Below are 13007 nucleotides of genomic sequence, written 5' to 3'. Positions count from 1 at the left end.
CTGTAACTCCTCGTCATTGATAACACAGCATTCCCAATGCGAACGAAGGATCGTTGTGCGCTTTTCGTTCAGCACAACTAAGACTACTCATTTCAAAATCAAAATCAAAAACAATTTCCATTTTTAATTAAATTATCAATTAACCTATTGATAACAATAAAAATAAAGTTTAATTACAAGATGAGGTGCATTTCGGAAATAAAAAAGGCACCCGAAGGTGCCTGATTCAATATGCTGAAACGCTTTAGGATCGTCAGCGGCAGACGATTAATCCAGCGTTGGATTCATGTGACGCAGATCATATGGCGTGATCTGATAGACGTAATAGTTGAGCCAGTTGATGAACAGCAAATTACCGTGGCTTCGCCAGGTGGCGCGAGGTTTGTTTTGGGGATCGTTTTTCGGGAAATAGTTGTACGGAACGTCGGGGCTTAACCCGGCTTCCACATCACGGAAATATTCGCTGCCCAACGTGTTGGCGTCATATTCCGGATGGCCGGTGACAAACGCAATGCGTTTATCTTTGCTGGCAAACAGATAGGCATCACCATCTTCAGTCTCGGCGAGGATCTCAAGATCGGTGTAATCACGGATCAGCACCGCCGGGAAGTCAGCATAGCGCGAATGCGGGGCCAGGAATGAATCATCAAAACCCCGCGTCAGTAGGGCATGAGGGTGAAGGATATGATGCTCATAAACGCCAGAGAGTTTATCGGTGCGGGTCTGCTTCGGAATACCGTAGAGGATATTGAGTGCGGCTTGTACCGCCCAACAGACAAACAGCGTTGAGGTGACATGATCTTTCGCCCATTCCAGCACCTGTTTGATCTGTGGCCAGTAGGCAACATCATTGAACTCCACCAGACCCAACGGCGCACCGGTGACGATCAGCCCATCGAAGTTCTGATCGCAGATATCCTCAAAATTACAGTAAAAGTTGTTCAGATGCTCGGCTGGCGTATTACGCGACTCACGGGCATCAATGCGCAGTAACTGAACATCTACCTGTAGTGGAGAGTTCGACAGCAGGCGCAAAAACTGATTTTCCGTTTCGATTTTCTTTGGCATCAGGTTGAGGATAAGCACCTTTAGTGGACGAATTTCCTGACCTGAAGCGCGGGAAGTCGTCATGACAAAGACGTTTTCCTCACGCAAGAAATTGACGGCGGGTAGCTCGTCCAGCACGCGAATCGGCATAACCTGATAACCTCATTACATACGTTTAAACGTTTAGACATCCAGATAGCTGAAGATACCCAGAAATCACGCCAATGTCGAGCTTGCATGTTAAAGGTGAGAAAGTTTCACGACGAAATGTGGACTGGTAAGGATTCATGTAGGCCGGATAAGGCGAGGCCGCCATCCGGCATTTTCCATGGTGCACACAGACGCAAAAAAGCCCATCCGTCAGGATGGGCTTCTTCACTGTTTGATGCCTGGCAGTTGTATGCCGGGCTTCCTGCCCGTCACCCTCCGGGCAGCACTCCGTGCTGTGCAAAATCGTTCCCGACGATTTTGTCCTGCTCTCAGAGTAGTCGCTCACCGACAAACAACAGATAAAACAAAAGGCCCAGTCTTTCGACTGAGCCTTTCGTTTTATTTGATGCCTGGCAGTTCCCTACTCTCACATGGGGAGACCCCACACTACCATCGGCGCTACGGCGTTTCACTTCTGAGTTCGGCATGGGGTCAGGTGGGACCACCGCGCTACAGCCGCCAGGCAAATTCTTGGTGCTCTGTACGCAATAATTTATCACATCAGCCGCGTTGGCTGCTCTCGTAAACTCAGTCACATACCTTTGTATGCTCCTTCCTTTACTTCGCTTGCCGCCTTGCTGCTGTGCAAACTATTGCGCACTTGCGTCTGAATCTAAGCTGAAAATATTCTCTCAAATCCGCCAAAACAGCTTCGGCGTTGTAAGGTTAAGCCTCACGGTTCATTAGTACCGGTTAGCTCAACGCATCGCTGCGCTTACACACCCGGCCTATCAACGTCGTCGTCTTCAACGTTCCTTCAGGACCCTTAAAGGGTCAGGGAGAACTCATCTCGGGGCAAGTTTCGTGCTTAGATGCTTTCAGCACTTATCTTTTCCGCATTTAGCTACCGGGCAGTGCCATTGGCATGACAACCCGAACACCAGTGATGCGTCCACTCCGGTCCTCTCGTACTAGGAGCAGCCCCCCTCAATTCTCCAGCGCCCACGGCAGATAGGGACCGAACTGTCTCACGACGTTCTAAACCCAGCTCGCGTACCACTTTAAATGGCGAACAGCCATACCCTTGGGACCTACTTCAGCCCCAGGATGTGATGAGCCGACATCGAGGTGCCAAACACCGCCGTCGATATGAACTCTTGGGCGGTATCAGCCTGTTATCCCCGGAGTACCTTTTATCCGTTGAGCGATGGCCCTTCCATTCAGAACCACCGGATCACTAAGACCTGCTTTCGCACCTGCTCGCGCCGTCACGCTCGCAGTCAAGCTAGCTTATGCCTTTGCACTAACCTCCTGATGTCCGACCAGGATTAGCTAACCTTCGTGCTCCTCCGTTACTCTTTAGGAGGAGACCGCCCCAGTCAAACTACCCACCAGACACTGTCCGCAACCCCGATTAGGGGCCCACGTTAGAACACCAGCCATTAAAGGGTGGTATTTCAAGGTTGGCTCCATGCAGACTGGCGTCCACACTTCAAAGCCTCCCACCTATCCTACACATCAAGGACCAGTGTTCAGTGTCAAGCTATAGTAAAGGTTCACGGGGTCTTTCCGTCTTGCCGCGGGTACACTGCATCTTCACAGCGAGTTCAATTTCACTGAGTCTCGGGTGGAGACAGCCTGGCCATCATTACGCCATTCGTGCAGGTCGGAACTTACCCGACAAGGAATTTCGCTACCTTAGGACCGTTATAGTTACGGCCGCCGTTTACCGGGGCTTCGATCAAGAGCTTCTCCCTAAGGATAACCCCATCAATTAACCTTCCGGCACCGGGCAGGCGTCACACCGTATACGTCCACTTTCGTGTTTGCACAGTGCTGTGTTTTTAATAAACAGTTGCAGCCAGCTGGTATCTTCGACTGATTTCAGCTCCACGAGCAAGTCGCTTCACCTACCATCAGCGTGCCTTCTCCCGAAGTTACGGCACCATTTTGCCTAGTTCCTTCACCCGAGTTCTCTCAAGCGCCTTGGTATTCTCTACCTGACCACCTGTGTCGGTTTGGGGTACGATTTGATGTTACCTGATGCTTAGAGGCTTTTCCTGGAAGCAGGGCATTTGTTACTTCAGCACCGTAGTGCCTCGTCATCACGCCTCAGTGTTAAAGTGAACCGGATTTACCTGGAACACACACCTACACGCTTAAACCGGGACAACCGTCGCCCGGCCAACATAGCCTTCTCCGTCCCCCCTTCGCAGTAACACCAAGTACAGGAATATTAACCTGTTTCCCATCGACTACGCCTTTCGGCCTCGCCTTAGGGGTCGACTCACCCTGCCCCGATTAACGTTGGACAGGAACCCTTGGTCTTCCGGCGAGCGGGCTTTTCACCCGCTTTATCGTTACTTATGTCAGCATTCGCACTTCTGATACCTCCAGCATGCCTCACAGCACACCTTCGCAGGCTTACAGAACGCTCCCCTACCCAACAACACATAGTGTCGCTGCCGCAGCTTCGGTGCATGGTTTAGCCCCGTTACATCTTCCGCGCAGGCCGACTCGACCAGTGAGCTATTACGCTTTCTTTAAATGATGGCTGCTTCTAAGCCAACATCCTGGCTGTCTGAGCCTTCCCACATCGTTTCCCACTTAACCATGACTTTGGGACCTTAGCTGGCGGTCTGGGTTGTTTCCCTCTTCACGACGGACGTTAGCACCCGCCGTGTGTCTCCCGTGATAACATTCTTCGGTATTCGCAGTTTGCATCGGGTTGGTAAGTCGGGATGACCCCCTAGCCGAAACAGTGCTCTACCCCCGAAGATGAGTTCACGAGGCGCTACCTAAATAGCTTTCGGGGAGAACCAGCTATCTCCCGGTTTGATTGGCCTTTCACCCCCAGCCACAAGTCATCCGCTAATTTTTCAACATTAGTCGGTTCGGTCCTCCAGTTAGTGTTACCCAACCTTCAACCTGCCCATGGCTAGATCACCGGGTTTCGGGTCTATACCCTGCAACTTAACGCCCAGTTAAGACTCGGTTTCCCTTCGGCTCCCCTATTCGGTTAACCTTGCTACAGAATATAAGTCGCTGACCCATTATACAAAAGGTACGCAGTCACCCCATAAAAGAGGCTCCCACTGCTTGTACGTACACGGTTTCAGGTTCTTTTTCACTCCCCTCGCCGGGGTTCTTTTCGCCTTTCCCTCACGGTACTGGTTCACTATCGGTCAGTCAGGAGTATTTAGCCTTGGAGGATGGTCCCCCCATATTCAGACAGGATACCACGTGTCCCGCCCTACTCATCGAGCTCACAACACATGCACTTTTGTGTACGGGGCTGTCACCCTGTATCGCCGGCCTTTCCAGACCGTTCCACTAACACACATGCTGATTCAGGCTCTGGGCTGCTCCCCGTTCGCTCGCCGCTACTGGGGGAATCTCGGTTGATTTCTTTTCCTCGGGGTACTTAGATGTTTCAGTTCCCCCGGTTCGCCTCGTTAAGCTATGTATTCACTTAACGATAGTGCAACGAATTGCACTGGGTTTCCCCATTCGGACATCGCCGGCTATAACGGTTCATATCACCTTACCGACGCTTTTCGCAGATTAGCACGTCCTTCATCGCCTCTGACTGCCAGGGCATCCACCGTGTACGCTTAGTCGCTTAACCTCACAACCCGAAGATGTTTCGTAAAACACTTCAGTGTTGCGAAAATTTGAGAGACTCGAACACATCATTAAAGATGTGTCGTTTCAATTTTCAGCTTGATCCAGATTTTTAAAGAGCAAATATCTCAAACATGACTCACAAGTCAGTTTTGAGATATTAAGGCACGCGTCTTTCACTCACATACCAGCAAGTGGCGTCCCCTAGGGGATTCGAACCCCTGTTACCGCCGTGAAAGGGCGGTGTCCTGGGCCTCTAGACGAAGGGGACACAAAGTCTCAATCGCAAGACGCCTTGCTATTCACTTTTCATCAGACAATCTGTGTGGACACTGCAAAGGAAAGGTTCTTTCAGGTAAGGAGGTGATCCAACCGCAGGTTCCCCTACGGTTACCTTGTTACGACTTCACCCCAGTCATGAATCACAAAGTGGTAAGCGCCCTCCCGAAGGTTAAGCTACCTACTTCTTTTGCAACCCACTCCCATGGTGTGACGGGCGGTGTGTACAAGGCCCGGGAACGTATTCACCGTGGCATTCTGATCCACGATTACTAGCGATTCCGACTTCATGGAGTCGAGTTGCAGACTCCAATCCGGACTACGACATACTTTATGAGGTCCGCTTACTCTCGCGAGGTCGCTTCTCTTTGTATATGCCATTGTAGCACGTGTGTAGCCCTGGTCGTAAGGGCCATGATGACTTGACGTCATCCCCACCTTCCTCCAGTTTATCACTGGCAGTCTCCTTTGAGTTCCCGGCCGGACCGCTGGCAACAAAGGATAAGGGTTGCGCTCGTTGCGGGACTTAACCCAACATTTCACAACACGAGCTGACGACAGCCATGCAGCACCTGTCTCACAGTTCCCGAAGGCACCAAGGCATCTCTGCCAAGTTCTGTGGATGTCAAGACCAGGTAAGGTTCTTCGCGTTGCATCGAATTAAACCACATGCTCCACCGCTTGTGCGGGCCCCCGTCAATTCATTTGAGTTTTAACCTTGCGGCCGTACTCCCCAGGCGGTCTATTTAACGCGTTAGCTCCGGAAGCCACTCCTCAAGGGAACAACCTCCAAATAGACATCGTTTACGGCGTGGACTACCAGGGTATCTAATCCTGTTTGCTCCCCACGCTTTCGCACCTGAGCGTCAGTCTTCGTCCAGGGGGCCGCCTTCGCCACCGGTATTCCTCCAGATCTCTACGCATTTCACCGCTACACCTGGAATTCTACCCCCCTCTACGAGACTCAAGCCTGCCAGTTTCGAATGCAGTTCCCAGGTTGAGCCCGGGGATTTCACATCCGACTTGACAGACCGCCTGCGTGCGCTTTACGCCCAGTAATTCCGATTAACGCTTGCACCCTCCGTATTACCGCGGCTGCTGGCACGGAGTTAGCCGGTGCTTCTTCTGCGGGTAACGTCAATGAACGCGGTTATTAACCACATCCCCTTCCTCCCCGCTGAAAGTACTTTACAACCCGAAGGCCTTCTTCATACACGCGGCATGGCTGCATCAGGCTTGCGCCCATTGTGCAATATTCCCCACTGCTGCCTCCCGTAGGAGTCTGGACCGTGTCTCAGTTCCAGTGTGGCTGGTCATCCTCTCAGACCAGCTAGGGATCGTCGCCTTGGTGAGCCGTTACCTCACCAACTAGCTAATCCCATCTGGGCACATCCGATGGTAAGAGGCCCGAAGGTCCCCCTCTTTGGTCTTGCGACGTTATGCGGTATTAGCTACCGTTTCCAGTAGTTATCCCCCTCCATCGGGCAGTTTCCCAGACATTACTCACCCGTCCGCCACTCGTCAGCGAAGCAGCAAGCTGCTTCCTGTTACCGTTCGACTTGCATGTGTTAGGCCTGCCGCCAGCGTTCAATCTGAGCCATGATCAAACTCTTCAATTTAAGTTTGATGCTCAAAGAATTAAACTTCGTAATGAATTACGTGTTCACTCTTGAGACTTGGTATTCATTTTTCGTCCGAGGACGTTAAGAATCCATGTCACTTTGAGTGCCCACACAGATTGTCTGATAAATTGTTAAAGAGCAGTTGCGACGCGCTTTAGCGCTCTGTCGCGAGGTCCCGTATAATACGTTTTCCTCTTTCAGAGTCAATCTTTTTTCAGGATTTTTCTCTTCAATCTCACTGGCGTTTTTCTGTGAAGTGATTCACATCCGCCGTGTCGATGGAGGCGCATTATAGGGAGTTCCCGAGCATCCGCAATAGAAAAATGTCAGAAAAATGACTGACTGCTGCATTCCCCAGCAAAACCCCGCTTTATACCCTTTTACACACAGACTTATCCACAATCACAGGGATCATTTGCCGGATCTTCCCTGTCGTATGGGATCGTTATAGAGAGAAAATTAGCGCCAGAATTGAAAAAGAAAAATTCGCGAGCGTTGCGCAAACGTTTTCGTTACAATGCCACCGCAAAACAAGGATGCCCCGTAAGGGGCGTTAGCTGAGTTTTTTACGAAAAATTCAGCTAACGCTCTCTGTAATCGTCAAATCCAGGGGATTTACCATGCAACAACGTCGTCCAGTCCGCCGCGCTCTGCTCAGTGTTTCTGACAAAGCCGGTATCGTCGAATTCGCCCAGGCACTTTCCACACGTGGTGTGGAGCTGCTGTCGACAGGGGGCACTGCCCGTCTGTTAGCAGAGAAAGGTCTGCCGGTGACCGAAGTTTCCGATTACACCGGTTTCCCGGAAATGATGGATGGACGTGTGAAGACCCTGCATCCAAAAGTACACGGCGGCATTCTCGGTCGTCGCGGTCAGGATGACGGGATTATGGAACAGCACGGCATCGCCCCCATCGATATGGTGGTTGTTAACCTTTATCCGTTCGCCCAAACCGTTGCCCGTGAAGGCTGCTCACTGGAAGATGCGGTAGAGAACATCGATATCGGCGGGCCGACGATGGTGCGCTCCGCCGCGAAGAACCATAAAGATGTCGCTATCGTTGTGAAGAGCAGCGACTACGACACCATTATTAGCGAGATGGATGCCAACGACGGCTCTCTGACCCTCGACACCCGTTTCGACCTCGCGATTAAAGCCTTCGAACACACCGCCGCCTACGACAGCATGATTGCCAATTACTTCGGCAGAATGGTTCCGGCCTATCACGGTGAAAGCAAAGACGCCGCGGGGCGCTTCCCGCGTACGCTGAACCTGAACTTTATTAAGAAGCAGGACATGCGCTATGGCGAAAACAGCCACCAGCAGGCAGCCTTCTATATAGAAGAGAATGTGAAAGAGGCCTCCGTCGCGACCGCTCAGCAGGTTCAGGGAAAAGCGCTTTCCTATAACAACATCGCCGATACTGACGCGGCGCTGGAGTGTGTAAAAGAGTTTAGCGAGCCGGCCTGCGTGATCGTCAAGCACGCCAACCCCTGCGGCGTCGCGGTCAGCACCTCAATTCTGGATGCTTACGATCGCGCGTATAAAACGGACCCGACCTCTGCCTTCGGCGGTATCATCGCCTTTAACCGCGAACTGGATGCTGAAACCGCGCAGGCCATCATCTCCCGTCAGTTTGTTGAAGTGATCATCGCCCCGTCCGCCACCGAAGATGCGCTGAAAATCACCGCCGCCAAGCAGAACGTTCGCGTCCTGACCTGCGGCCAGTGGGCTGAACGCGTGCCGGGCCTGGATTTCAAACGTGTTAACGGCGGTCTGCTGGTTCAGGACCGCGACCTGGGCATGGTCACTGCCGGTGAACTGCGCGTGGTGACGAAGCGCCAGCCGACCGAACAGGAACTGCGTGACGCGCTGTTCTGCTGGAAAGTCGCGAAGTTCGTTAAATCCAACGCCATTGTTTACGCCAAAGAGAACATGACCATCGGCATTGGCGCAGGCCAGATGAGCCGCGTCTACTCGGCCAAAATTGCCGGGATCAAAGCCGCTGATGAAGGTCTGGAAGTGAAAGGCTCCGCCATGGCCTCCGACGCCTTCTTCCCGTTCCGCGATGGTATTGATGCCGCCGCCGCCGTTGGCGTGAGCTGTGTTATCCAGCCTGGCGGTTCCATCCGTGATGATGAAGTCATTGCCGCCGCTGACGAACACGGCATTGCAATGATCTTCACCGACATGCGCCACTTCCGCCATTAATGGAGCGAGACATGAAAGTATTAGTTATCGGAAACGGCGGGCGCGAGCACGCTCTGGCGTGGAAAGCCGCTCAGTCACCAAAAGTGGCCACCGTGTTTGTCGCACCAGGTAATGCCGGTACCGCGCTGGAACCGACGCTGCAAAACGTCGCCATCAGCGCAACCGACATTCCGGCGCTGCTGAGTTTTGCTCAGAGTGAAAAGATCGACCTGACGATCGTCGGCCCGGAAGCGCCGCTGGTGAAAGGCGTGGTCGATACCTTCCGTGCGGCGGGCCTGAACATCTTCGGTCCAACCGCAGGCGCGGCACAACTGGAAGGCTCCAAAGCGTTCACCAAGGATTTCCTTGCACGTCACCAGATCCCGACGGCTGAATACCAGAACTTTACGGAGATCGAGCCAGCGCTGGCTTATCTGCGTGAGAAAGGCGCGCCGATCGTCATTAAGGCTGACGGTCTGGCTGCCGGTAAAGGCGTGATTGTCGCAATGACGCTGGAAGAAGCCGAAGCCGCCGTGCATGACATGCTGGCAGGCAACGCGTTTGGCGATGCGGGTCATCGCATCGTAATTGAAGAGTTCCTCGACGGCGAAGAAGCGAGTTTCATCGTAATGGTCGACGGCGAGCACGTCTTGCCGATGGCGACCAGTCAGGATCATAAACGCGTCGGCGATGGCGATACCGGCCTGAACACCGGCGGGATGGGTGCTTACTCCCCAGCTCCGGTGGTCACGGATATCGTCCACCAGCGCACGATGGAACGCATCATCTGGCCTACCGTGAAAGGCATGGCGGCAGAAGGCAACACCTATACCGGTTTCCTGTATGCCGGTCTGATGATCGACCAACAGGGCAATCCGAAGGTGATTGAATTCAACTGCCGCTTTGGTGACCCGGAAACGCAGCCTATCATGCTGCGCATGAAGTCCGATCTGGTTGAACTCTGCCTGGCCGCCTGCGAAGGCAAACTGGATGAGCAAAAATCCGAGTGGGATGAACGCGCCTCGCTCGGCGTCGTGATGGCGGCAGGCGGCTATCCTGGTGATTATCGCACCGGCGACGTGATCCACGGTCTGCCGCTGGAAGATGTGGCAGACGGTAAAGTGTTCCACGCAGGGACCAAACTTGCCGATGACGATCAGGTCGTCACCAGCGGGGGTCGCGTGCTGTGCGTTACCGCGCTGGGTGACACCGTGGCCGACGCGCAGAAACGTGCCTATGCCTTAATGACCGCTATCCACTGGGACGACTGTTTCTGCCGTAAAGATATCGGCTGGCGCGCCATCGAACGTGAACAGCACTAACGCAAGAGTTTCGCCAACAGCGTCTTTCGCGTAATCCCTAACTGACGGGCGGCTTCCGTTTTGTTGCCGCCCGTTTTCTCCAGCGCCGCCAGAATCACCTCTTTTTCGACTTCGACCAACGGCTGAATGGCCTGATCCGTCACAAGCGGCAGCGGCTGACTCGCAATCGCCAGCGGCAACTCGCGCTCAGAGATATATTCGCCGGTCAGCAGGACCACCGAACGTTCAATCGCATTTTCCAGTTCGCGAATATTCCCCGGCCAGTCGTAGTGAATCAGTAGATCCATGGCTCGCGGGGTAAACCCTTTCACCGCCTTACGGTTGCGTTTAGCAAACCGCTGGAGAAAGTGGTCAGCCAGCAGGGGGATATCTTCCTGCCGCTGACGCAGCGCTGGCGTTTCAATCGTCACCACGTTCAGGCGGTAGTAGAGATCCTGACGAAAGCGCCCGGCCTGCACCTCTTGCGCCAGGTCACGGTGGGTCGCGGCAATCAGACGGACATCAACCGAGAGCGTCTGATTGCTGCCCACGCGCTGAACTTCGCGTTCCTGAATCGCCCGCAGTAACCGCACCTGCATCATCGGCGAGATATCGCCAATCTCATCAAGAAATAACGTGCCGCCGTTGGCTTCGACAAAACGTCCTTCCCGGCGTTTGTCGGCACCGGTAAACGCCCCTTTTTCATGGCCGAACAGCTCCGATTCCAGCAGCGACTCGTTGAGTGCCGCGCAGTTCAGCGTCACCAGCGGTTTGTCGCTCCGCGCGCTACTGGCATGCAACGCGCGCGCCACCAGCTCTTTCCCGGTGCCGGAGTCGCCATGAATCAGCACTGTCGCATCCGAAGGGGCGACCATCGCAATCTCGCTCAACAGTTGCTGCATCGCCGGGCTTTTGCCAACCATCCCAAACTGCGAGGCGGAAACGGAGGGCAGCTCGCTGGCGGACTCTCGCGTATGCGCCAGCGCGTTTTCCAGCGTCGTTTGTAGATGATCAAAATCCAGCGGTTTGATTAAGTAATCCAGCGCGCCGGTTTTCAGCGCCTCTACCGCCGTCTCCACGCTGGAAAACGCCGTCATGATCAGCACCGGAATGGCCGGGTTCAGCGCTTTGATCTCTTTCAGCGTCTCGATGCCGTCCATCTCCGCCATGCGTACATCGCACAGCACGAGGTCAAAGACGTGCTCACGCACCAGCTCGAGTGCGGCTCGTCCACTGTAGGCCAGCGCGACGTCATAGCCCCATCCTCGTAGTAATGCCTGTAAAATGGTGCAGTGGCTGACGTCGTCATCCACCACCAGAATGTCGATCTTTGCGCGAATCATCCTTGCGAATCCTTACGTGTTAACGTCACCGGGAGCCAAAGGGTGAACGTTGCGCCCTTGCCTGGCAGGCTGTCGGCCTGAATCGTCCCGCCATGCTGTTCAATGATGTTCTGTACCACCGCCAGTCCCAGCCCCGTACCGTCCGCTTTGGTCGTGAAGTAAGGGGTAAAAATGGCGGCCAGTTGTTCCGGCGCAATCCCTTTCCCGCTGTCGGCAACGGTGATTTTAACGCGATCGGCTCCGCTTGTGCTGGCCTCCACGCGAATGGTCCCCTGACTATCGATGGCTTGAATTGCATTCAGATAAAGATTCAGCAGTACCTGCGTCAGCCGGTCCGGGTCGGCCTGAATGAGCGGTAGCGCAGGGTCAGGCACAAATTGCAGATCGATCGCCCGATTCTGCGCATCCTGGCTGACCAGTTGCAGAGAATGACCAATCACCGCATTGAGATCCACCGACTGCAGGGATAAATGTGCGGGCTTCACCAGTTCCAGTAGTTCGCTTACCACCCGATTTAAACGGTCAGCCTCTTTTGCCATTACCTGCGCCAGTTCATGTGCTTCACCGCCCGCCGGCGCGCGCTCAGCAAAGTACTTTGCCAGCCCTTTGATGGACGACAGTGGATTACGAATCTCATGCGCGACGCCTGCCGCCAGATGTCCGAGCGCCACCAGCTTCTCTTTACGGTTCATCTCATCCTGCAAAAGCTGGCGAGAACGCAGGTATCGTCGATACCAGAAAAACGTCAGGAGGGTCGCCAGTAGCACGGTGGTCAGCGCGAAAAGCATGATCAGCGTATTGCGCCACTCACGCGCCTGCGTCACGGCCAAATCGCTGGCATCAAAGGCGATAAAAATAGATTGATGGACAGCGTCAGACATTCCGCCATTACCACGCGACATCCCGCGCATGCCGTGCCGCCCCGGGAAAAACAACGGCTGGAACTGACGATAGATCTCCAGCGCCGGAACGGGTTCCCCTTGCGCATCCGTCGCGTCAACCGGACGCCAGCGCGCCTCTTCTCCCGGATGTAATGTTTGCATTTCTGCTGGCGTGTAGAGCGTTCTCCCGACCTGGGCGGGATCGCTGTGCATTATCACGTTGCCCTGCGCATCCGTCACGGCAAACCACAGTACGCCAGGCTGCCCCGCCATCTCTTCGAGCAGCGTTTGCTGCTGGGCATGATGCATCCGCATGCCCATCCCGACGCGTGTCCCCGACTCCAGCGCGCGGATTAGCACGCTGCCCTTTTCCAGCAGCGTCTGACGCGCCGCGTCACTTTCACGCCCGTAATCGCGGATCACCATCACGGCAAATAGCCCAACCAGAATCAGGATGACGGCGGGTAGCACCCCGCTCAACCATCGGGCGACCGTATCCTTATGTCCTCGCATAATTCTCATCTGCTCTCAGTGGTTCAATCCCTTCCTTGTTTCAGCAGAAATCATGCCA

General features: G+C 54.1%; 5 protein-coding genes, 1 tRNA gene and 3 rRNA genes. 2 read left to right on the top strand and 7 right to left on the bottom strand.

From position 1 onward, the window contains the following. Window positions 1–267: 267 nt before the first annotated feature. The 5 genes from metA to F384_RS22050 all read right to left on the bottom strand — a co-directional run bounded on the left by metA (window position 268) and on the right by F384_RS22050 (window position 6719). A complete protein-coding gene (gene metA, locus F384_RS22070) occupies window positions 268–1197 on the bottom strand; it encodes a homoserine O-acetyltransferase MetA (RefSeq protein WP_046493810.1) in 930 nt (309 codons plus the stop codon). A 408-nt stretch (window positions 1198–1605) separates the two neighbouring features. Beyond that, window positions 1606–1721 (bottom strand): 5S ribosomal RNA (gene rrf / locus F384_RS22065). A 198-nt stretch (window positions 1722–1919) separates the two neighbouring features. Beyond that, a 23S ribosomal RNA gene (locus tag F384_RS22060) occupies window positions 1920–4825 on the bottom strand. A gap of 191 nt (window positions 4826–5016) precedes the next feature. After that, window positions 5017–5092: transfer RNA gene (locus tag F384_RS22055), tRNA-Glu, on the bottom strand. An 85-nt stretch (window positions 5093–5177) separates the two neighbouring features. Next, window positions 5178–6719: ribosomal RNA gene (locus F384_RS22050) — 16S ribosomal RNA — on the bottom strand. Together the 16S, 23S and 5S rRNA genes with 1 tRNA gene alongside form the textbook arrangement of a ribosomal RNA operon. 623 nt (window positions 6720–7342) lie before the next feature. Here F384_RS22050 and purH point away from each other — a divergent pair. Together purH and purD are read left to right on the top strand one after the other, a co-directional pair. Further along, the gene (gene purH, locus F384_RS22045) at window positions 7343–8932 is read left to right on the top strand and encodes a bifunctional phosphoribosylaminoimidazolecarboxamide formyltransferase/IMP cyclohydrolase (protein WP_046493807.1); all 1590 of its coding nucleotides are present in this window, start codon (window positions 7343–7345) and stop codon (window positions 8930–8932) included. Window positions 8933–8943: 11 nt separating this feature from the next. Beyond that, window positions 8944–10233, top strand: coding sequence for a phosphoribosylamine--glycine ligase (gene purD / locus F384_RS22040; RefSeq protein ID WP_046493804.1), 1290 nt, complete (start codon window positions 8944–8946; stop codon window positions 10231–10233). Here the strand turns inward: purD and zraR are convergent. Together zraR and zraS are read right to left on the bottom strand one after the other, a co-directional pair. Further along, window positions 10230–11555: a sigma-54-dependent response regulator transcription factor ZraR gene (zraR, locus tag F384_RS22035; RefSeq protein ID WP_046493801.1), complete on the bottom strand. Its 1326-nt coding sequence runs from the start codon at window positions 11553–11555 to the stop codon at window positions 10230–10232. The genes purD and zraR overlap by 4 nt on opposite strands. After that, the gene (zraS, locus tag F384_RS22030; protein ID WP_046493799.1) at window positions 11552–12958 is read right to left on the bottom strand and encodes a two-component system sensor histidine kinase ZraS; all 1407 of its coding nucleotides are present in this window, start codon (window positions 12956–12958) and stop codon (window positions 11552–11554) included. Before zraS ends, zraR begins: the two co-directional genes overlap by 4 nt. Window positions 12959–13007 lie beyond the last annotated feature (49 nt).

The organism is Citrobacter amalonaticus Y19 (genome assembly GCF_000981805.1).
GTDB classification, from domain to species: domain Bacteria; phylum Pseudomonadota; class Gammaproteobacteria; order Enterobacterales; family Enterobacteriaceae; genus Citrobacter_A; species Citrobacter_A amalonaticus_C.
This window is presented reverse-complemented; position numbering and strand designations above follow the sequence as displayed.